The 19,814-nt window shown below is 60.8% G+C and carries 18 protein-coding genes and 1 riboswitch; of the genes, 7 read left to right on the top strand and 11 right to left on the bottom strand.

What is annotated here, in order from left to right:
• Window positions 1–171: 171 nt before the first annotated feature.
• A complete protein-coding gene (locus OSC50_RS00760; protein ID WP_181080686.1) occupies window positions 172–837 on the top strand; it encodes a polysaccharide lyase family 7 protein in 666 nt (221 codons plus the stop codon).
• Between the two features lie 137 nt (window positions 838–974).
• Here the strand turns inward: OSC50_RS00760 and fba are convergent, their stop codons facing one another.
• The 6 genes from fba to tkt form a co-directional block, all read right to left on the bottom strand.
• Entirely contained in the window at window positions 975–2,039 is a 1,065-nt protein-coding gene (gene fba / locus OSC50_RS00755; protein WP_003177554.1) for a class II fructose-bisphosphate aldolase, read from the bottom strand.
• 233 nt (window positions 2,040–2,272) lie between these two features.
• Window positions 2,273–2,605: an MliC family protein gene (locus OSC50_RS00750; RefSeq protein ID WP_181080683.1), complete on the bottom strand. Its 333-nt coding sequence runs from the start codon at window positions 2,603–2,605 to the stop codon at window positions 2,273–2,275.
• 60 nt (window positions 2,606–2,665) lie between these two features.
• The gene (locus OSC50_RS00745; protein ID WP_266247213.1) at window positions 2,666–2,893 is read right to left on the bottom strand and encodes a hypothetical protein; all 228 of its coding nucleotides are present in this window, start codon (window positions 2,891–2,893) and stop codon (window positions 2,666–2,668) included.
• A gap of 29 nt (window positions 2,894–2,922) precedes the next feature.
• Complete coding sequence (locus tag OSC50_RS00740; RefSeq protein ID WP_266247215.1) at window positions 2,923–4,086, bottom strand: phosphoglycerate kinase; 1,164 nt, start codon at window positions 4,084–4,086, stop codon at window positions 2,923–2,925.
• Between the two features lie 17 nt (window positions 4,087–4,103).
• Window positions 4,104–5,159, bottom strand: coding sequence for an erythrose-4-phosphate dehydrogenase (epd, locus tag OSC50_RS00735; protein ID WP_181080680.1), 1,056 nt, complete (start codon window positions 5,157–5,159; stop codon window positions 4,104–4,106).
• A 138-nt stretch (window positions 5,160–5,297) separates the two neighbouring features.
• Window positions 5,298–7,295, bottom strand: a complete 1,998-nt coding sequence (tkt, locus tag OSC50_RS00730; protein WP_181080679.1) for a transketolase — start codon at window positions 7,293–7,295, stop codon at window positions 5,298–5,300.
• Between the two features lie 257 nt (window positions 7,296–7,552).
• Here tkt and OSC50_RS00725 point away from each other — a divergent pair, with 257 nt between their 5' ends.
• The 4 genes from OSC50_RS00725 (at window position 7,553) to OSC50_RS00710 (ending at window position 12,182) form a co-directional block, all read left to right on the top strand.
• Window positions 7,553–8,548, top strand: coding sequence for an ArsR/SmtB family transcription factor (locus tag OSC50_RS00725; RefSeq protein ID WP_181080678.1), 996 nt, complete (start codon window positions 7,553–7,555; stop codon window positions 8,546–8,548).
• 19 nt (window positions 8,549–8,567) lie between these two features.
• Entirely contained in the window at window positions 8,568–9,758 is a 1,191-nt protein-coding gene (metK, locus tag OSC50_RS00720; RefSeq protein WP_034115338.1) for a methionine adenosyltransferase, read from the top strand.
• Window positions 9,759–10,057: 299 nt separating this feature from the next.
• Window positions 10,058–11,719, top strand: a complete 1,662-nt coding sequence (ligB, locus tag OSC50_RS00715) for an NAD-dependent DNA ligase LigB (RefSeq protein WP_266247219.1) — start codon at window positions 10,058–10,060, stop codon at window positions 11,717–11,719.
• Window positions 11,720–11,786: 67 nt separating this feature from the next.
• Window positions 11,787–12,182 (top strand): DUF1090 domain-containing protein, encoded by a 396-nt coding sequence (locus OSC50_RS00710; RefSeq protein ID WP_181080676.1) that lies wholly within the window; start codon window positions 11,787–11,789, stop codon window positions 12,180–12,182.
• A gap of 6 nt (window positions 12,183–12,188) precedes the next feature.
• On the opposite strand, the gene OSC50_RS00705 is transcribed toward OSC50_RS00710, so the two are convergent.
• Window positions 12,189–12,638, bottom strand: a complete 450-nt coding sequence (locus tag OSC50_RS00705) for a c-type cytochrome (protein ID WP_266247221.1) — start codon at window positions 12,636–12,638, stop codon at window positions 12,189–12,191.
• A gap of 128 nt (window positions 12,639–12,766) precedes the next feature.
• Between OSC50_RS00705 and mltA the strand changes: the two genes are divergently transcribed.
• Window positions 12,767–13,963 carry a murein transglycosylase A gene (mltA, locus tag OSC50_RS00700; RefSeq protein ID WP_181080674.1) on the top strand — a complete coding sequence of 399 codons (1,197 nt, stop codon included), beginning with the start codon at window positions 12,767–12,769 and terminating at the stop codon, window positions 13,961–13,963.
• 65 nt (window positions 13,964–14,028) lie between these two features.
• Here mltA and OSC50_RS00695 read toward each other — a convergent pair whose 3' ends face one another.
• The 4 genes from OSC50_RS00695 to OSC50_RS00680 all read right to left on the bottom strand — a co-directional run bounded on the left by OSC50_RS00695 (window position 14,029) and on the right by OSC50_RS00680 (window position 17,940).
• A complete protein-coding gene (locus tag OSC50_RS00695) occupies window positions 14,029–14,415 on the bottom strand; it encodes an MAPEG family protein (protein WP_181080673.1) in 387 nt (128 codons plus the stop codon).
• 151 nt (window positions 14,416–14,566) lie between these two features.
• Window positions 14,567–15,454 (bottom strand): formate/nitrite transporter family protein, encoded by an 888-nt coding sequence (locus tag OSC50_RS00690; RefSeq protein ID WP_181080672.1) that lies wholly within the window; start codon window positions 15,452–15,454, stop codon window positions 14,567–14,569.
• A 71-nt stretch (window positions 15,455–15,525) separates the two neighbouring features.
• Complete coding sequence (locus tag OSC50_RS00685) at window positions 15,526–17,433, bottom strand: patatin-like phospholipase family protein (RefSeq protein ID WP_266247225.1); 1,908 nt, start codon at window positions 17,431–17,433, stop codon at window positions 15,526–15,528.
• Window positions 17,434–17,535: 102 nt separating this feature from the next.
• Window positions 17,536–17,940 carry an acyl-CoA thioesterase gene (locus OSC50_RS00680; protein WP_181080670.1) on the bottom strand — a complete coding sequence of 135 codons (405 nt, stop codon included), beginning with the start codon at window positions 17,938–17,940 and terminating at the stop codon, window positions 17,536–17,538.
• A 177-nt stretch (window positions 17,941–18,117) separates the two neighbouring features.
• Window positions 18,118–18,225: riboswitch (S-adenosyl-L-homocysteine riboswitch) on the top strand.
• Between the two features lie 21 nt (window positions 18,226–18,246).
• Here OSC50_RS00680 and ahcY point away from each other — a divergent pair.
• Window positions 18,247–19,656, top strand: a complete 1,410-nt coding sequence (gene ahcY, locus OSC50_RS00675; protein WP_181080669.1) for an adenosylhomocysteinase — start codon at window positions 18,247–18,249, stop codon at window positions 19,654–19,656.
• Window positions 19,657–19,814: the final 158 nt, after the last annotated feature.

Genomic DNA, 19,814 nt, shown 5'->3' with positions numbered 1-19,814 from the left:
CTAACGGTCAGTGCCTGCAACCCACGGTTCATGGGCAACATGGCTTTTTGGCATTCATTTGGCGCCAATAAATTGCCAGCAATTGTTTAACAATCCGCTGCACAGCACCTATAAAGAACCTGACTGGCCCTGAGGGCCATAGCCTACACCCTTCTGTAAAAGGCCTACGCCATGATTGACCTCTCCACTTGGAACCTGAGCATTCCCGTCGGCTCGCCCCCCGCGACCATCGACACGCCTAAACTGCTTAGCGGCTTCAAGGACCAATACTTCCAGGCCGAAGGCAGCAACGTGCAATTCTGGACACCCGTCACCGGCACGCGCACCGAGAACGCGATCTACCCCCGCAGCGAATTGCGCGAAACCTACGCCGACGGCCGCTTGCGCAACTGGACCTACCCCGACGCCGACAATTTTCTGCGCGCCACCCTGGCCGTCAACCAGGTGCCCTCCAGCGGCAAGATCGTCATTGGCCAGATTCACGCGTATGACAGCCAGAAACCGCTGATCAAGCTCGAGTACCAATTCAAGGAAAAGACCCAGACCGGCAACATCGTCGCCAAAGTGCGCATGCGCCCGGATGAGGACGAAAGCCGCGTGATCACCGTCGCCTCCAACGTGCCGTTGGACAAGAGCTTCACCTACGTAATCAACCTCAACAAGGCCGGATTACTCAGCGTGTATGCCGCCGATGGCGAATGGAACGAGCGCATCGGCGCGGCATGGGGCGCCAAACCGCTGTACTTCAAGGCCGGCGCCTATGTGCAGGACAACAGCGGGGACAGCAAGGAAGGCGCGAAGGTGACGTTCGACAAGCTGGATATTGATCATGAGTGAGCGCCGCCTCATTCACTTAGCGGGTGACGGCCACACCGAAATAGGGCGCCAGCCTCCTCCCACATTTTGACCGCATCGCACGTTCACAGCATAAAAAAGCCCGCATCGCTGCGGGCTTCTTTTGTAACGCCTGAGGCTTAGTTCACCTTAGCGTTCAACTCACCTTTCAAATAACGCTGGTACATCGCCTCCAACGAGATCGGCTTGATCTTCGATGCATTGCCGGCCGTGCCGAATGCTTCATAACGAGCGATACACACGTCACGCATGGCGGTCACGGTGGCGCCGAAGAATTTGCGTGGGTCGAATTCGCTTGGGTTGGTGGCCATCAGGCGGCGCATGGCACCGGTGGACGCCAGGCGCAGGTCGGTGTCGATGTTGACCTTACGCACGCCGTACTTGATGCCTTCGACGATTTCTTCAACCGGTACGCCGTAGGTTTCCTTGATGTCGCCGCCGTACTGGTTGATGATCGCCAGCCATTCTTGCGGTACCGAGGACGAACCGTGCATCACCAGGTGGGTGTTGGGGATGCGCTTGTGGATTTCCTTGATGCGGTCGATGGCCAGTACGTCGCCGGTCGGTGGCTTGGTGAACTTGTAGGCGCCGTGGCTGGTGCCGATGGCGATGGCCAGGGCGTCCACCTGGGTTTTCTTCACAAAGTCGGCAGCCTCTTCCGGGTCGGTCAGCATCTGGCTGTGATCCAGCACGCCCTCGGCACCGATGCCGTCTTCTTCACCGGCCATGCCGGTTTCCAGGGAACCCAGGCAGCCCAGCTCGCCTTCAACCGAAACGCCGCAGGCGTGGGCCATGGCCACGGTTTGTTGGGTGACGCGGACGTTGTATTCGTAGTCGGTCGGAGTCTTGCCGTCTTCGCCGAGAGAGCCGTCCATCATCACCGAACTGAAGCCCAGTTGAATGGAGCGCTGGCACACGTCAGGGCTGGTGCCGTGGTCCTGGTGCATGCACACCGGGATGTGTGGGAACTCTTCGATAGCGGCGAGGATCAGGTGACGCAGGAACGGGGCACCGGCGTATTTGCGCGCACCGGCCGAAGCCTGGACGATCACGGGGGAGTCGGTCTTGTCAGCGGCTTCCATGATGGCGCGCATCTGCTCGAGGTTGTTGACGTTAAAGGCTGGGACGCCATAGCCGAACTCGGCTGCGTGGTCCAGCATTTGACGCATGCTGATAAGTGCCATTGTGTTGTCTCTCCCGGTCGAGGGTCGTTAATCGTGCAAGCCTGCCGTAGCGGCGACTGCTATTCAAGTTATTGCGGGCCATGTTTTACATGCCTGGCCTGCTGAATCGTTATTGCAAGTGTGGGAGGGGGCTTGCCCCCGATGACTGCCTGTCAGTGATGAATCTGTTGACTGATCCACCGCTATCGGGGGCAAGCTCCCTCCCACATTTGGATCTCACCAAATTTGAAATCTTATTGGGCCTTGCAGCCACGCCCGATCAAATCGTCGGTGGCGACCCAGTAAACCAAGCCTTCCTCACCTTTTGTGTGAAACGCCAACTGGTCGTTGCTGTACAGCACGCCCGACGCGGCAACGTCCTGTTTAAGGCGGTAGACCTGGTCCGAGCCGCCGAGGCGCACATCCACCTCGCTGCGGGCCGCATTGGCAAAGCGCCAGTTGACCTCGGCCTTGCTGTCGCAGGTCCAGGTGGTCCACTTATCGGCAGGTTCTGCCTTATTGAACATGTTCATGCTGCTGCAACCCGCCAACAGAGCCAGTGCCGCCAGGGCGAAAACGCCTTTCATTGCCAATCCTCGAACGCGACCCAAGGGCCGCGACTGCTGTCGGTTAGTTGATCAGACCCGTCAAGGGCAACCCTGTTCCTGACCGTTGGGCGCGGAGTCGTATTTCTCCAGCCGCTCGTTGCCGATGCGCTTGTTGATCACCGGCATGGTTTCGGCCTGCCAGTCAGCCTGGTAGCAGCTCTGTTTCTGCTGCGCCGCAGGCTGTTCGGGCGCCGATGCCGCAGTGGGCGCGCTGCCGCACCCGCCCAACAGGCCCGCCGCGAACACCAGTGCCAATGACTTGATCATGGGAATGCTCCTTTTCCGGATCACGCGTTTCAGCCTTTGGCTCGGCTTTCCAGCACTTCCACGGCCGGCAGCACTTTACCTTCGACGAATTCGAGGAAAGCGCCACCACCGGTAGAAATGTAGGAGATCTGCTCGGCCACGCCATATTTGTCGATGGCCGCCAGGGTGTCGCCGCCGCCGGCGATGGAGAATGCCGAGCTGTCGGCGATGGCCTTGGCCAGCACTTTGGTGCCGTTGCCGAATTGGTCGAATTCGAACACGCCGACCGGGCCGTTCCACAGAATGGTCTGCGACGCTTTCAACAGTTCAGCGAAATTGGCCGCAGTCTGCGGGCCGATATCCAGGATCATGTCGTCGGCAGCCACATCAGCGATCAGCTTGACGGTGGCTTCGGCGCTTTCGGCGAATTCCTTGGCCACCACCACATCCACCGGCAACGGCACGCTGACTTTGGCGGCGATGGCACGGGCGGTGTCGAGCAGGTCCGGCTCGTACAGCGACTTGCCCACCGGATGACCGGCGGCAGCCAGGAACGTGTTGGCAATACCGCCGCCGACGATCAGTTGGTTGCAGATCTGGCTGAGGCTGTTGAGCACGTCAAGCTTGGTCGACACCTTGGAGCCGGCGACGATGGCCGCCATCGGCTGTGCCGGCGCGCCCAGGGCCTTGCCCAGCGCGTCCAGTTCAGCAGCCAGCAGTGGGCCGGCAGCAGCGACCTTGGCGAACTTGGCCACGCCGTGGGTCGAACCTTCGGCGCGGTGAGCGGTGCCGAATGCGTCCATCACGAACACATCGCACAGGCCAGCATATTGCTGGGCCAGTTCGTCGCTGTTCTTTTTCTCGCCTTTGTTAAAGCGCACGTTTTCGAACAGCACGATGTCGCCGGCCTTCACGTCCACGCCATTCAAGTAGTCAGCCACCAGCGGCACGTCACGGCCCAGGGCCTTTCTCAGGTAGTCGGCTACCGGCTTGAGGCTGTTTTCGGCGGAGAACTCACCTTCGGTCGGGCGACCCAGGTGGGAGCAGACCATCACGGCCGCGCCTTTTTCCAGGGCCAGCTTGATGGTCGGCAGCGAGGCCAGGATTCGCGCATCGCTGGTGACAACACCGTCCTTGACGGGGACGTTGAGGTCTTCGCGAATCAGTACGCGCTTACCTTGCAGATCGAGGTCGGTCATCTTCAACACGGTCATGGGTCGCAGTTCCTGAATTACTGTTGAGGTTGTTTGGAGGCCACTTGCAGATAGTGTTCTGCAACGTCCAGCATTCGGTTGGCAAAGCCCCACTCGTTGTCGAACCAGGCCAGGATATTCACCAGCCTGGGGCCGGAAACACGGGTCTGGCTGGCATCGACAATCGCCGAATGCGGGTCATGGTTGAAATCGCAACTGGCGTGAGGCAATTCGGTGTAGGCCAGCAAGCCTTTGAGCGGGCCGCGAGTGGCGGCGTCGCGCAGGATCCGGTTGACCTCCACGGCATCGGTGTCGCTGACGGTTTGCATGGTGATGTCCAGGCAGGACACGTTCACCGTCGGCACACGTACGGCTTTGGCCTGAATTCGCCCGGCAAGTTCCGGCAACAAGCGTTCGATGCCGCGGGCCAGGCCGGTGGACACCGGAATCACCGACTGGAACGCCGAACGCGTGCGACGCAGGTCTTCGTGGTGGTAGGCGTCGATCACCGGCTGGTCGTTCATTGCCGAGTGAATCGTGGTGATCGACACGTAATCCAGGCCGATCGCCTGATCCAGCAGGCGCAACAGCGGCACGCTGCAGTTGGTGGTGCAGGAGGCGTTGGACACCAGCCGCTCATCGCCGCTCAGGCAATCCTGGTTGATGCCATAGACGATGGTGGCGTCGACATCCGCCTCGCTGGCCATCGGCTGGGAAAACAGCACACGTGGCGCGCCGGCGTCGAGAAAACGCTGGCCATCGGCACGGGTGTTATAAGCACCGGAGCATTCCAACACCAGGTCGACGCCCAGCGCCGCCCAGTCGATGCCCTCGGGGGTGGCACTGCGCAGCACTTTCACGCAGTTGCCGTTGATATGCAGACAATCGCCGTCGACCCGCACTTCGCCGGGGAATCGGCCATGGGTGGAGTCAAAGCGTGTCAGGTATTCGATGCTGGCCATGTCCGCCAGATCATTGATCGCAACGATTTCAAACCCGGCTGCCGCCCCTCGCTCGAACAGAGCACGCAAGACGCAACGACCAATGCGGCCGTAGCCGTTGAGTGCAACTTTGTAGGGACGCAGTTCGGGCATGGGGTTCTCGGTCAAGGTTAGTTCGGTGTTGAACGTTCTGACGCCATCGCGGGCAAGCCCCCTCCCACATCAGACCGCGATCCAAATGTGGGAGCGGGCTTGCCCGCGATAGCGCCAGTACAGACAACGCAGACTGGCTTAGTCTTCCAGCAGCTCTTCAGCCTGACCCAGGATGTTTTCCAGGGTGAAGCCGAACTCTTCGAACAAGGCTGGCGCCGGCGCCGACTCACCGTAGGTGGTCATGCCGATCACGCGGCCTTCCAGGCCCACGTACTTGTACCAGTAGTCGGCGTGCGCCGCTTCGATGGCGATACGCGCGCTGACCTGCAACGGCAGCACCGATTGCTTGTAGCCGGCGTCCTGGGCTTCGAACACGCTGGTGCACGGCATGGATACAACGCGCACATTGCGGCCCTGCTCAGTCAGCTTGTCGTAAGCCTGAACGGTCAGGCCCACTTCGGAACCGGTGGAGATCAGGATCAGCTCCGGCTCGCCCACGCAGTCCTTGAGCACATAACCGCCACGGCTGATGTCGGCGATCTGCGCGTCGGTACGCGCCTGGTGCTGCAGGTTCTGGCGCGAGAAGATCAGCGCCGAAGGGCCGTCCTTGCGCTCGATGGCGTGCTTCCAGGCCACGGCGGATTCCACCGCGTCGGCTGGGCGCCAGCAATCCAGGTTCGGCGTGGTACGCAGGCTGGTCAATTGCTCGACCGGCTGGTGCGTCGGACCGTCTTCGCCCAGGCCGATGGAGTCGTGGGTGTACACATGGATCACGCGCTTCTTCATCAGCGCGGCCATGCGCACGGCATTGCGCGCGTATTCCATGAACATCAGGAACGTTGCGCCGTAAGGCACCAGGCCACCGTGCAGGGACACGCCGTTCATGATCGCGCTCATGCCGAACTCGCGCACGCCGTAGTACATGTAGTTGCCGCTGGCGTCTTCGGCCGTGACACCTTTGCAGCCTTTCCACAGCGTCAGGTTGGACCCGGCCAGGTCGGCCGAACCGCCGAGGAACTCAGGCAACAGCGGGCCAAAGGCGTTCAGGGTGTTCTGGCTGGCTTTACGGCTGGCGATGGTTTCGCCCTTGGCCGCGACTTCGGCGATATAGGCCGAGGCTTTTTCCGAGAAGTCGGCAGGCAGGTCGCCGGCCAGGCGGCGAACCAGTTCGTTGGCCAGTTCCGGGAATTCGGCGGAGTAGGCAGCGAAGCGCTGGTCCCACTCGGCTTCGGTGGCCAGGCCTTTTTCCTTGGCATCCCATTCGGCGTAGATGTCGGCCGGGATTTCGAACGGGCCGTGGTTCCACTTCAACGCTTCACGGGTCAGGGCGATTTCCGCGTCACCCAATGGGGCGCCGTGGCAGTCTTCCTTGCCTTGCTTGTTCGGCGAACCGAAGCCGATGGTGGTCTTGCAGCAGATCAGGGTCGGCTGCGCGCTCTTGCGGGCGGTGTCGATGGCGGTCTTGATCTCTTCCGGGTCGTGACCGTCGACGTTGCGGATCACCTGCCAGTTGTAGGCTTCGAAACGCTTCGGGGTGTCATCGGTAAACCAGCCTTCGACTTCACCGTCGATGGAGATGCCGTTGTCATCGTAGAAGGCGATCAGCTTGCCCAGGCCCAGGGTGCCGGCCAGGGACGCAACTTCGTGGGAAATGCCTTCCATCATGCAGCCATCACCCAGGAACACATAGGTGTGGTGATCGACGATGTCGTGGCCGGGGCGGTTGAACTGCGCGCCCAGGACTTTTTCAGCCAGGGCGAAGCCCACGGCATTGGCCAGGCCCTGGCCCAGGGGACCGGTGGTGGTCTCGACGCCTGGGGTGTAGCCGAATTCCGGGTGGCCCGGGGTGCGGCTGTGCAGCTGGCGGAAGCTTTTGAGGTCGTCGATGGTGACGTCGTAGCCGGTCAGGTGCAGCAGCGAATAGATCAGCATCGAGCCGTGGCCGTTGGACAGCACGAAGCGGTCACGGTCGGCGAACGATGGGTTGCTCGGGTTGTGTTTCAGGTAGTCACGCCAAAGCACTTCGGCGATATCCGCCATGCCCATCGGGGCACCGGGATGGCCGCTGTTGGCTTTTTGCACGGCATCCATGCTGAGGGCACGAATGGCGTTGGCACGCTCACGACGGCTGGGCATCGCTGTTCTCCTGCGGATAGGGAAAGAAACGGAAAAAAGGACCGGCATTTTCCCTCAGCCACCGCCTGCGGGCAATGACAGATAGTCACTTGAAGCGGTTTTTCCTGTGGTTTGCACGGCAATCGTCTGCGCAAACCTTTCACCTGTTCGCCGAAAGGCTATAGCGACTGCTTATAACCGCCACTTATCGATCAATATCAAAACTTTTTGATATTGACCTTGCGACCGCCCTGTCCCACCACTAGACTGCTGGCCTTATGAACCTACCCGCATCCTCCCTGCGTTCCGACGATGGTGAAGAGCTGGCCGCCTTGTGCAAGGCCGCCGGCGACCCCTTGCGCCTGAACGTTTTGCGGGCATTGGCCAATGACTCTTTTGGCGTGTTGGAGCTGGCGCGGATTTTCGCCATCGGCCAGTCGGGCATGAGCCACCATTTGAAAGTGCTGTCCCAGGCCGACCTGGTGGCCACTCGCCGCGAAGGTAATGCGATTTTCTACCGCCGCGCCCTGCCCCACACCGACCTGCTCGGCGGCAAGCTGCACGCGGCCCTGTTGGATGAAGTGGATAACCTGAGCCTGCCCAACGACGTACAGGCACGTATCGGCCAGGTGCATGGACAACGTGCTGCGGCCAGCCAGGACTTTTTCGCACGAGTCGCCGAGAAGTTTCGCGCCCAGCAGGATTTGATCGCCGGCTTGCCGCAATACCGCGACAGCGTGCTGGCGTTGTTGGACAAGCTGAGCTTCAGTGAAGAGGCCACGGCGCTGGAAGTCGGCCCCGGCGACGGCGGTTTTCTGCCGGAACTGGCGCGCCGCTTCCAGCAGGTCACGGCATTGGACAACAGCCCGGCAATGCTGGAACTGGCGCGCCAGCTCTGCGAGCGCGAGGCCTTGAGCAACGTCGATCTGCAATTGGCCGATGCCTTGAACGACACCCGCCTGCGGGCCGACTGCGTGGTGCTGAATATGGTCCTGCATCATTTCGCCGCGCCCGCCGAGGCCCTCAAGCAAATGGCCGGGTTACTGCACCCCGGCGGTAGCCTGCTGGTGACGGATTTATGCAGCCACAACCAGAATTGGGCCAGGGAGGCCTGCGGTGATCTCTGGTTGGGTTTTGAACAGGACGATCTGGCCCGTTGGGCCACCGCTGCGGGACTCGTTCCCGGGGAAAGCCTCTATGTAGGTTTACGTAATGGTTTCCAGATTCAGGTCCGCCACTTTCAGCGACCGGCTGGCGACACTCACCATCGGTAAATATCAGGAAAACATCGAGATGAGCGAATACTCCCTTTTCACCTCCGAGTCCGTGTCTGAAGGGCATCCGGACAAAATCGCCGACCAGATTTCTGACGCGGTGCTGGACGCCATCATCGCTGAAGACAAGTTCGCCCGCGTGGCGTGCGAGACCCTGGTGAAGACCGGTGTAGCGATCATCGCCGGCGAAGTGACCACCTCGGCCTGGGTCGACCTGGAACAACTGGTCCGCGACGTGATCACCGACATCGGCTACAACAGCTCCGACGTTGGCTTCGACGGCGCGACCTGCGGCGTGATGAACATCATTGGCAAGCAATCGCCCGATATCAACCAGGGTGTCGACCGCGCCAAGCCGGAAGACCAGGGCGCTGGCGATCAGGGCTTGATGTTCGGCTACGCCAGCAACGAGACCGACGTGCTGATGCCGGCTCCGATCACCTTCTCCCACCAGTTGGTCAAGCGCCAGGCCGAAGCCCGTAAATCCGGCCTGCTGCCGTGGCTGCGCCCGGACGCCAAGTCCCAGGTAACCTGCCGTTACGAAGGCGGCAAAGTCGTCGGCATCGACGCGGTGGTGCTGTCGACTCAGCACAACCCGGATGTGTCCTACGCCGATCTGCGCGAAGGCGTGATGGAACTGATCGTCAAACACGTGTTGCCGGCCGAACTGCTGAGCAAGGACACCCAGTTCCACATCAACCCGACCGGCCAGTTCATCATCGGTGGCCCGGTGGGCGACTGCGGCCTGACCGGTCGCAAGATCATTGTCGACAGCTACGGCGGCATGGCCCGTCACGGCGGTGGCGCGTTCTCCGGCAAAGATCCGTCCAAGGTGGACCGTTCGGCCGCCTACGCCGGTCGCTATGTGGCCAAGAACATCGTGGCCGCCGGCCTGGCCGAGCGTTGCGAGATCCAGGTTTCCTACGCTATCGGCGTGGCTCAGCCTACGTCGATCTCGCTGAACACCTTCGGCACCGGCAAGATCAGCGATGACAAGATCGTCAAGCTGGTACGCGAAGTCTTCGACCTGCGTCCCTACGCGATCACGACCATGCTCGACCTGCTGCACCCGATGTACCAGGAAACCGCAGCCTACGGCCACTTCGGTCGTACGCCTGAGCAGAAGACCGTGGGTGACGACACTTTCACCACCTTCACCTGGGAAAAAACCGACCGCGCCAACGACCTGCGTACCGCCGCCGGCCTGTAAGCGAAGCGATGTGCAAAAAGCCCCGCCAGGTTCGCCCTGCGGGGCTTTTTATTGCACCCACGGCCAACGCTTAAAGCGCCGTCGGAGGCGCTACACCAGTTGAAACACTTTGACTGAATCCACCGTCAAAGCCGACATTGGGCAGCAAAACCAGGCCGCCAGCAATCAGGCAATGCGGTTCCACGGTGATCTGTTCGGCAAACAGCAACACCCGGTAAAAAGCCCCGCATGGCCGGGACTTTTTTGTCCGCAAACGGATCATTTAGGCTGGGCGCCCTTTTCGAGCAAGGATGCTCCTGATGCGTTTACTGGTTGCTCTATTCATCGTTGCGCTGCCCTTCCGGGTGGCAGCGGAAACATGCCCGCAGGAAGCCCGTCAACAAGCGGATGCCCTGGCCGAACAGGTGCGAAGGTGGGACGACAGTTACCACCGCCTCGGCCAATCGCCGGTCAGCGACGAACTCTATGACCAAGCCCGTCAGCGTCTGGCTGATTGGCGCCAGTGTTTCCCTGCGCCTGCTGCGGCCGACGACCAGCCCCTGGCCAGCTCACGAGGCACCTTGCGCCATCCCGTCGCCCATACCGGCCTGGAAAAACTACTGGATGACCAGGCCGTTGGGGCTTGGCTGGCCACGCGTCAGGATGTGTGGGTCCAACCCAAGGTGGATGGCGTCGCGGTGACGCTGGTGTACCGCAAGGGCCGCCTGCGGCAGGTAATCAGCCGTGGCGACGGTGTGCTTGGCCAGGATTGGTCGACGTCTGCAGGTAAAATCCCCGGCGTTGTCCAGCAATTGCCCGACCCCATCGATCTGGTGTTGCAAGGCGAACTGTACTGGCGGCTCGACGACCATGTGCAATCGGCACAGGGCGGGCTCAATGCTCGCAGCAAAGTGGCCGGGCTGATGAATCGCCGCCAATTGAGCGACGCCGATGCCGCCGGTATCGGCCTGTTCGTGTGGGCCTGGCCCGACAGTACGGCCACGTTCAGCGAGCGCCTGGCCACACTGGCGCGCTGGGGCTTCACCGACAGTCAGCGCTACAGTCACCCCATCCAAAGCCTCGAAGAAGCCGCCCATTGGCGTACCTACTGGTACCACCATCCTCTGCCCTTCGCCAGCGATGGCGTGGTGTTGCACCAGGCTTTACGTGCACCCGCCGAGCGTTGGCAGGCCAGTGCGCCCTACTGGGCGGTGGCCTGGAAATATCCGGCCACCAGGGCCCTGGCGCTGGTGCGCAAGGTTCGGTTCAAGATCGGCCGCACCGGGCGGATCACGCCGATCCTGGAGCTGGAGCCGGTGCGACTGGACGACCGGCAGATCAGCCGCGTGAGCGCCGGCTCCTTGAAGCGCTGGCAAACCTTGGATATTCGCCCCGGCGATCAGGTGTCCATCACCCTCGCGGGCCAGGTCATTCCACGGCTGGACCAGGTCGTCCTGCGCAACCCCACCCGAGTCGAGCTGCCCGTCCCCGACCCTCGGAATTTTCATGCCTTGAGCTGCTGGCAGCTCGACCCTGGCTGCGAAGAGCAATTGCTCGCCCGCCTCACCTGGCTCAGCAGCAACCAGGGCCTGGCTTTGCCACATATGGGGCGAGAGACCTGGAACGTATTGATCCAGGCCGGTCTAATCGCAGGCTTTCTCGATTGGTTAACCCTGGATGCGGCGCAGCTTGCTAACATTGATGGCTTTGGCGAGCAAAGCCGCGCGCGGGTACTCGACAGTCTCCACCGCGCCCGGCAGCGGCCTTTCGCACACTGGCTCAAGGCCTTGGGCGTACCACCTGTGGCGCGTAACAACCTCAAGGGTGACTGGCATACGCTGGTCGCCCGCGACACCCAAGCCTGGATGGCCGAAGATGGCATCGGCCCGGGGCGTGCGGCGCAATTGAGCGCTTTTTTTCACGACCCGCAGGTAAAGGCCTTGGCTGAAACATTGCGTATGGCCGGGATAGACGGGTTCTGAACCCGGCCCGCCACCGTTTTAACAGTTGGCAGAATTCACCCTGCCCCATGCGACCCTGGAGTTCACGATGAAATTTTTAGCCCCTGTTGCCTTATTGACCGTCGCAAGCCTGATGACCATGCCGTTGCTGGCGGCCGAAGACGCCGAGCCCCTCACCGGCTGCGCCGCCAAGCGCCAAGCCATCAGCACTCAGATTGAACAGGCCAAGGCCCACGGTAACAGCGAACAGCAAGCCGGCCTTGAAAAGGCCCTGAGCGAAGTCACCGCCAACTGCAACGACGCATCGCTCAAGAGGGAACGTGAAAACAAGGTGCTCGACGCCAAGCATGAAGTCAGCCGCCGCCAGGCCGATCTCGATAAAGCCATGAAAAAAGGCGACCCGGACAAGATCAACAAACGTAAGGACAAGCTCGCCGAGTCGCGCAAGGAATTGCAGGACGCCGTGGAAGAACTCGATCAGTAAGACCGGTCAATGGTCCCGAAACTGTTTATGGCAGGCGCTGCAGGCATCTTCGACTTTCTGCACGGCAGGCCCCAGGTTGCTGGCTTTGTAAGGCAGGACCTGGCTGGCGATCACCAGTTCGCCGGTGGCCGCTTCCAGGTCGCGCGCCAATTGCTGAAACTGCGCCTGTTTTTGCCATACGTCGTCCTTGGCACTGGTGTGGTCTTCTTCCCGCACGCTTGGAAAGTGCTGCCACGGTTGATGGGCCAATGCATCGAGTCGGGTCGCGCCTTCGGCGAACTTTGCGCCGTCGAACGGTATACGCCCACGCAACATGCCGCCCAGGTCTTCGCCGGTCTTGAGCATCTGCTTGAAGATCGCCTTGCGCTGCCCCAGGGGCGAATTGGGATCCACCCCGCCACAGGCGGACAGAGTGAGGCAGGCCAGCAATACAACGGTCAGTCTTTTAAAAGTCATGATGGCTTCGAGGTCACGGGAAACGGCGGCCAGTATCCTCGCCCCGTCCCTAAAGACCAATAGCCCTATTAATAATAAGGTTGCCCGGCGCCACTACGGCGCGGGCAATCAGTTCAGGAATTGCTTGGATGACTATCACGTTGAAACCCTGGAGCCGCCGCCTGGCGTGGGCTCTCCCCCTCGTCGCGCTGCTGGCCGGCTGCGACGCCGGCAAGGACACGGGTAAAGAAGCAGCCAAGGACGAAACCGTCAAACCCCACGCCGTCGCCACCTATGTGAGCGCACCGTGGGAAGCGTTGCCGGCGGTGTCCGACAGCGATTTACTGGCCGGCTTCGAAGCCTGGCGCAGCGCCTGCCAGCGCCTCAAGGCCGACCCGGTCTGGGGCACGACCTGCGCGGCAGCGGCGACGGTGCCGGGCGACGCAGCGGCCGTGCGGGGGTTTCTCAAGGAGCGCCTGGACGTGTTCGGCTTGCGCTCGGCCGACAATACCCCTGATGGCTTGATCACCGGCTACTACGAGCCCGTCTACCCAGGCAGCCTGACCCAGACCGCCGCCGCCCACGTCCCGGTGTACGGCGTACCGGATGACCTGATCATCGTCAATCTGGAAAGCATTTACCCTGAACTCAAGGGCAAGCGCCTGCGCGGACGCCTGGAGGGCCGCGTACTCAAGCCTTATGACGATGCCAGTGTGATCAACGGCCAAGGCTCCACCGCCAAGCCGATCGCCTGGCTCACCGACCCGATGGACCTGCAATTCCTGCAGATCCAGGGTTCGGGCCGTATTCAACTCAAGGGTGGGCGCCAACTGCGTGTCGGTTACGGCGACCAGAACGGCTACCCCTATCGTCCTATCGGCCGCTGGCTGGTGGAGCAAGGCGAACTGAAGAAGGAAGAGGTCAGCATGGGCGCCATCAGCGCCTGGGCCAAGGCTCACCCGCAACGTATTCCGCAACTGCTGGCGAGCAACCCCAGCTACGTGTTTTTCAGCGCCCGCCCCGACAGCAACGAAGGCCCGCGCGGCTCACTGAATGTGCCGCTGACTGCCGGCTACAGCGTGGCGGTGGATCGCAAGGTGATTCCGTTGGGCAGCCTGTTATGGCTGGCGACCACCAGGCCGGATGGCTCGCCGATTACCCGCCCGGTCGCCGCCCAGGACACCGGAGGCGCCATTACCGGTGAAGTCCGTGCGGATTTGTTCTGGGGCACGGGCCAAGCGGCGGGTGAGTTGGCGGGGAATATGAAACAGCAAGGCCAGATCTGGATGCTCTGGCCCAAGGGCGCTGCGCTGCCACAGGTCCCGGATGCGCCTGTCGGGTCCTGATCGAGGCTGAAAAACCCAGTGCGGGAGGGGCGAGCCTCTTCCCGCATTGGAATCTGCGCCACGTCTCAGATCGAGACGAAGAAGAAACTCGCGATCAACGCCATCCCCACCGCCCATACCAGCGAGCGCAGGATCGCCCAGTCCGCCAGGTAGCAGATGATGTACAACAGGCGACTGGTGATAAACAGCACCGCCAGCACGTTGATGGTCACCAGTTCGGCCGTCCCGGCCAGATGGGCAATAATCACCGCTGCCGCAAACGCCGGGGTAACTTCAAAACCATTGAGCTGCGCGCTGTGGGCACGCTTGGCTACACCATCCAGGCCGTCCAGGAACGCCCGAGGGTCATGGTTATGGCGCAACCCGAACTTGCCGCCGCTGAACTTGGCCACCCCCGTGCACAGGTAAGGCAGAAAAATGGCGATCAACACACACCAGAAAGCGACTGTCATGACTTAATTCCTTTTGTCGTTTTTTATGCTGCGATGAAAGTTCTAGCACCACAAACTTAAAACCGCACCTACCCGCTCTGAGCCGTGGCACATCGAAAGGTTCTATCGCGCACTTATCTGGGACCGTGCAACCTCACGCCACGACTCAGGCTCACTGACCCTTGTCGATGCGCTGCGGATGCCTTGGATCTGCAGCCTTCTTGTCCGGTAGGCTGCTTTCGCTGCGGATCTGCGCATGGCTGATCAGGGCAAAAATGAAGCTGCCGCCGATGATGTTACCGGCCAGGGTCGGTCCGGCGAACACCAGCCAGAAGTCATGCCACGACAATTCGCCGGCAAACACCAGGTACGAGACTTCCGCCGAGCCCACCACGATATGGGTGAAATCGCCCAGCGCCATCAGGTAGGTGATCAAGATGATGATCCACATCTTGGCGCTTTCCATGGAAGGAATCATCCACACCATGGTGGCGATCATCCAGCCTGAGATGATGCCCTTGGCGAACATCTGCCCCGCGTCGTTTTCCATGATCTTGCGCCCGATCTCCAGGAAGGCGTGGTCGGTCTTGGTGTCGAAGATCGGCAGGTGCAGCATCACGTAGGCCACCAGCAAGGTGCCGCACAGGTTACCCACCAGCACCACCGACCACAGCCTAAGCAGGCGACCGGCGTTGGCCAGCGTCGGCTTGCTCATCACCGGCAGCACGGCCGTAAGGGTGTTTTCCGTAAACAGTTGCTGGCGCGCCAGGATCACCGCCAGGAAGCCCGCGCAGTAGCCGAAGCTGGCGATCACCTTGAACGCTTCACCGTCGGGCAGCCGCGAATTGAGCAGCCCCATGGCCATCAGTGAAAGGCCCATGGTCAGGCCGGCGGCCAGCGCCGACCACCATAACGCAGCGACGCTGCGCTCCAGCTCCTGATCGCCTTGGGTGCGGATGATCTCGTGCAGTACCGCCGCGCGGGGCGGTTGATTGTCGTCGACGTCCTGCTGCTCTTCCTGCGACAAGTTGGGGGTTTTGCCGTCTGCGTGTGTGGCCATGATTTACCAGAGTCCAAGGGATGCCTGTAGCTACGACACGCCGCGACAGTGGCTGTTCAGTGGCCAGACAACTAAACCGGTACACGCCAGGCTTTGGCCATCTCAACCGTTGTGGCGCTGCCCGGTTTCGCCCAAGGTTTGTTGCGCGCCTTGTAATTGCCAATGATGCCGTCGAGCACTTGGTTGAACTCGGCCGGCGTGGTTGCCTTGGCTACTTCGCGGGCCGCTTGCTGCAACAGGTCGATATTACTGTCTGGCTGGCCCAGGCGGTATTGCGAGGGATAAATGACTTCTCGGGTGAAGCGCTCGGCCTTCACCGCGATATCGCGCTTGCCCATTTCAATAACCGCCGCTCTCATGACCTTGGACAGAGGTGCGTCATCCCATCCGCCCTTGGCACACACTTGCAAAAGCTGCTGAAAATTGCGCTGCCCCGACACGTTCAGGCGCCGTGACAACCATTCAACACGCTCCGGACGACAGGCAAGTGCATCCAGGTTGCGCAGAGCGCAGGCCAATTTCGATGTAAGCGTCAGGGTGTCGCTCGATTGATTGGCCTCGCAAATCGCACTGTCCAGTTGCTGCAGCGTCTGCTGCGCCTCCTTGCGAAAACGCACGATATCCGTGGCCGCAGGCTCGTTCTTGAGCGAGTCTTGCACGCTGGCCAGCATTTCATCATCCATCGCTAGCACCGCCTGTTCCAATGTGGCGAAGTGATGATGCTCACGGACCGTAGCGTGCTTTTCGAGGTGGGCCGCCACCGCTTTGTACGCCTGGGCCTGCAAGTGGTCTTTCTGTCCAGGCGCCATGGTGAAATTGACAGTACCGTGCATGCCGCGAAAGTCACCTTCGGCGGTGTTCATGGGTAATGTCACCGTCTGATCGGCAAGTGCAATGAGTCGATCATTCTGATACGCGTCGGCAGCCGTATGTGAGGTTCCGCTGAAGGTATCGACCAGATGACTGAAAAATCCGCCGGTCCTCGTTGGCTCCGACGGTTGTTCGGATTCAAATTGAACAATCAGCGACTTGTCCTTGCTCAGAGGGGTTTCTGGAAACGAACGCTCAATCACATCAGGTGCCGGAACGTTGACCAGCAGTCCGCCGTCCTGAAAAGCGCTGACGTCAGTGGCCGCCTGGAACGCATGCCCCTGCTCAAGCGGGCTCTTGAACAGCACAGGCAATGCCCCTGAGATATGTGCGGCGCGGGCGATACCCATGTCCGGCGTCAGATCGGCATTGAACACCACCAATTGAGGGCGGCCGTCGAACATGCCGGTGCCGGTGATGTTGAGTTGCTTGATAGCAGGAATATGGCGACTCAACGTGGCGAGGTCGGCAAACGTAGGGCCGCTTCCGGCGCTCAGCCGGTCGGCAATCTTCATCAGTTCGGCAGGCCGGGTAGACCTGGGCGTGTCGGCAATATGGGTGAGAATCGATTGCCGCGCCTGGTCGCGCATCATCGCTTCCAATGCAGGCGCCTCAGTCTGCAGACGCGGCATCAGCGTCATGAACAACTGCAAAATGCCACCGCCCGGCAAGCGGCGGGTAACGTTGCCAAGAGTCGAACTGGCGCTTTGCAACCACGCCGTTACGGGGTCCGGACTGTTAAGCAGACTCGGCATGTCAATACGGTCCAGCAGGGCGTCGAATGCGTCGCCCCCCATGCCACTGGCAATCAGCACACCGGAGATCGCCCCGGCTGAAGAGCCGGAAACCAGCCTGATATCTTCCAGCTTCCCGGCCTCCTCAAGTGCCCGCATCATGCCGGAAAAGGCAACGCCTTTGGCGCCGCCGCCGCTGAGTACGAGATGCTCAGGTGCTGCGGGCGATAAAAACACATCCACCCGACCACCGGCATCGCGATAGAGATCCAATTTGCGCGGACCTACACCCTCGATTAACGGCGCATGGGCATGCCGATCGATGTTTGCGGGCAATGTTGGTTGATGCTGAACGAGCGGGCTGGACACTTTCATATACGGACTCCTTTCACTTCAGTTGTCATCCTGAGTGAGCAGAACGCCGCAAAAAAGTCCATCCGGAATAATTCAGTAACTTAACTGACGCCCGCCAAGGCGTTACTCAGCAAGCGTGTCGTCCTTGAACTGGTCCTTCACGTATTTAATCTCGGTGCGCCCGTGCGGCGCCGGCAACCCATCTTCGCCAAGGTTGACGAACACCATTTTTTCCACGGTAAGGATGCTTTTGCGGGTGATCTTGTTGCGCACTTCGCACGTCAGGCTAATGGAGGTGCGGCCGAATTCAGTGGCGGTAATGCCCAGCTCGATGATATCGCCCTGGCGCGAGGCGCTGACGAAGTTGATTTCGGAGATGTACTTGGTGACCACCCGCTGATTGCCCAGTTGAACAATCGCGTAGATCGCCGCTTCTTCATCGATCCAGCGCAACAGGCTGCCGCCGAACAACGTGCCGTTGGGGTTGAGGTCTTCGGGTTTTACCCATTTGCGGGTGTGGAAGTTCATGGGGGGCGGACTCCGAGGTGTTTGAGAGACGCCAGCTTCAAGTTTTAAGCGACAAGCTGCAAGTTAAAAGCCGATTCGCTCTTACTTGCCGCTTGCAGCTTGTCGCTTGCCACCAACCAACCAAAGAAAGCTATAATCGCCCCCGATTCAGAACGGCTACTGCCGTTTTCCCGCCACCTGTCCGAGGGGCGCTGCAGCAGGGTTCAACCTGTCAGGCTCGGATGGGGCGTTGTCCGGCCTGGTTGCCCTGGCCTGATACTAAACGCACAACGGCGCCCATTCGCACACTACGAATGGAGGCTCTTCATGAGCGCTGTCAACACGCCTGCAGATTTCACCGACTACAAAGTCGCCGACATGTCCCTCGCTGCCTGGGGCCGTCGCGAAACCTTTATCGCCGAATCCGAAATGCCTGCCCTGATGGGCCTGCGTCGCAAGTACGCCGCCGAGCAACCGCTCAAAGGCGCGAAGATCCTCGGTTGCATCCACATGACCATTCAGACCGCCGTGCTGATCGAAACCCTGGTTGCCCTGGGTGCCGAAGTGCGTTGGTCGTCCTGCAACATTTTCTCGACTCAAGACCAGGCGGCTGCCGCTATCGCTGCCGCCGGTATTCCGGTGTTCGCCTGGAAAGGCGAGACCGAAGAGGAATACGAGTGGTGCCTGGAGCAAACCATCCTTAAAGATGGCGCGCCTTGGGATGCCAACATGATCCTTGACGACGGCGGCGACCTGACCGAGCTGCTGCACAAGAAATACCCGCAGATCCTCGACCGCGTCCATGGTGTGACCGAAGAGACCACCACCGGCGTACACCGTCTGCTGGACATGCTGGCCAAGGGCGAGCTGAAAATCCCGGCCATCAACGTCAACGACTCGGTGACCAAGAGCAAGAACGACAACAAGTACGGCTGCCGTCACAGCCTCAACGACGCCATCAAGCGCGGCACCGACCACCTGTTGTCGGGCAAGCAAGCCCTGGTAATCGGCTACGGTGACGTGGGCAAGGGTTCGTCCCAGTCCCTGCGTCAGGAAGGCATGATCGTTAAAGTGTCCGAAGTCGACCCGATCTGCGCCATGCAAGCCTGCATGGACGGTTTCGAAGTGGTTTCGCCGTTCATCGACGGCGTCAATGACGGCACCGAGGCCAGCATCGACAAGGCCCTGCTGGGCAAGATCGACCTGATCGTGACCACCACCGGTAACGTGAATGTGTGCGACGCCAACATGCTCAAGGCCCTGAAAAAGCGTGCCGTGGTGTGCAACATCGGTCACTTCGACAACGAGATCGACACCGCTTTCATGCGCAAGAACTGGGCATGGGAAGAAGTGAAGCCGCAGGTGCACAAGGTTCACCGCACCGGCGCCGGCGATTTCGACCCGCAGAACGACGACTACCTGATCCTGCTGGCCGAAGGCCGTCTGGTTAACCTGGGCAACGCCACCGGCCACCCAAGCCGCATCATGGACGGTTCGTTCGCCAACCAGGTGCTGGCGCAGATCTTCCTGTTCCAACAGAAGTACGCCGATCTGTCGCCTGCGCAGAAAGCCGAGCGCCTGACCGTGGAAGTACTGCCGAAGAAACTCGACGAAGAAGTAGCCCTGGAAATGGTCCGCGGCTTCGGCGGCGTGGTGACCCAACTGACCAAGACCCAGGCCGACTATATCGGCGTGACCGTTGAAGGTCCGTTCAAGCCCCACGCGTATAGGTACTGACAGCAGCGGCAAGCTTTCAGCTACAAGCGGCAAGTAAAAGCGTTTGTGTGAAGGCTTGCTACTTCCTTGCTCTTTAAGCAGTTATGGGTTGGGAGCTTCATGCTACAAGAACAGGCGCACCGCCCTCTTGCAACTTGAAGCTCGCAACTTGCAGCTGG

This window comes from Pseudomonas quebecensis, assembly GCF_026410085.1.
In the GTDB taxonomy this organism is placed as follows: Bacteria; Pseudomonadota; Gammaproteobacteria; order Pseudomonadales; family Pseudomonadaceae; genus Aquipseudomonas; species Aquipseudomonas quebecensis.
This window is presented reverse-complemented; position numbering and strand designations above follow the sequence as displayed.

Bases quoted from the DNA above. Each gene is read 5' to 3' on its own strand.
- OSC50_RS00690 (WP_181080672.1), bottom strand. From the start codon at position 15,454: ATGGCCACACACGCAGACGGCAAAACCCCCAACTTGTCGCAGGAAGAG.
- OSC50_RS00695 (WP_181080673.1), bottom strand. From the start codon at position 14,415: ATGACAGTCGCTTTCTGGTGTGTGTTGATCGCCATTTTTCTGCCTTAC.
- OSC50_RS00750 (WP_181080683.1), bottom strand. From the start codon at position 2,605: ATGAAAGGCGTTTTCGCCCTGGCGGCACTGGCTCTGTTGGCGGGTTGC.
- OSC50_RS00725 (WP_181080678.1), top strand. From the start codon at position 7,553: ATGAACCTACCCGCATCCTCCCTGCGTTCCGACGATGGTGAAGAGCTG.
- epd (WP_181080680.1), bottom strand. From the start codon at position 5,159: ATGCCCGAACTGCGTCCCTACAAAGTTGCACTCAACGGCTACGGCCGC.
- ahcY (WP_181080669.1), top strand. From the start codon at position 18,247: ATGAGCGCTGTCAACACGCCTGCAGATTTCACCGACTACAAAGTCGCC.
- OSC50_RS00680 (WP_181080670.1), bottom strand. From the start codon at position 17,940: ATGAACTTCCACACCCGCAAATGGGTAAAACCCGAAGACCTCAACCCC.
- metK (WP_034115338.1), top strand. From the start codon at position 8,568: ATGAGCGAATACTCCCTTTTCACCTCCGAGTCCGTGTCTGAAGGGCAT.
- OSC50_RS00740 (WP_266247215.1), bottom strand. From the start codon at position 4,086: ATGACCGTGTTGAAGATGACCGACCTCGATCTGCAAGGTAAGCGCGTA.
- ligB (WP_266247219.1), top strand. From the start codon at position 10,058: ATGCGTTTACTGGTTGCTCTATTCATCGTTGCGCTGCCCTTCCGGGTG.
- mltA (WP_181080674.1), top strand. From the start codon at position 12,767: ATGACTATCACGTTGAAACCCTGGAGCCGCCGCCTGGCGTGGGCTCTC.
- tkt (WP_181080679.1), bottom strand. From the start codon at position 7,295: ATGCCCAGCCGTCGTGAGCGTGCCAACGCCATTCGTGCCCTCAGCATG.
- OSC50_RS00685 (WP_266247225.1), bottom strand. From the start codon at position 17,433: ATGAAAGTGTCCAGCCCGCTCGTTCAGCATCAACCAACATTGCCCGCA.
- OSC50_RS00760 (WP_181080686.1), top strand. From the start codon at position 172: ATGATTGACCTCTCCACTTGGAACCTGAGCATTCCCGTCGGCTCGCCC.
- OSC50_RS00705 (WP_266247221.1), bottom strand. From the start codon at position 12,638: ATGACTTTTAAAAGACTGACCGTTGTATTGCTGGCCTGCCTCACTCTG.
- OSC50_RS00710 (WP_181080676.1), top strand. From the start codon at position 11,787: ATGAAATTTTTAGCCCCTGTTGCCTTATTGACCGTCGCAAGCCTGATG.
- OSC50_RS00745 (WP_266247213.1), bottom strand. From the start codon at position 2,893: ATGATCAAGTCATTGGCACTGGTGTTCGCGGCGGGCCTGTTGGGCGGG.
- fba (WP_003177554.1), bottom strand. From the start codon at position 2,039: ATGGCACTTATCAGCATGCGTCAAATGCTGGACCACGCAGCCGAGTTC.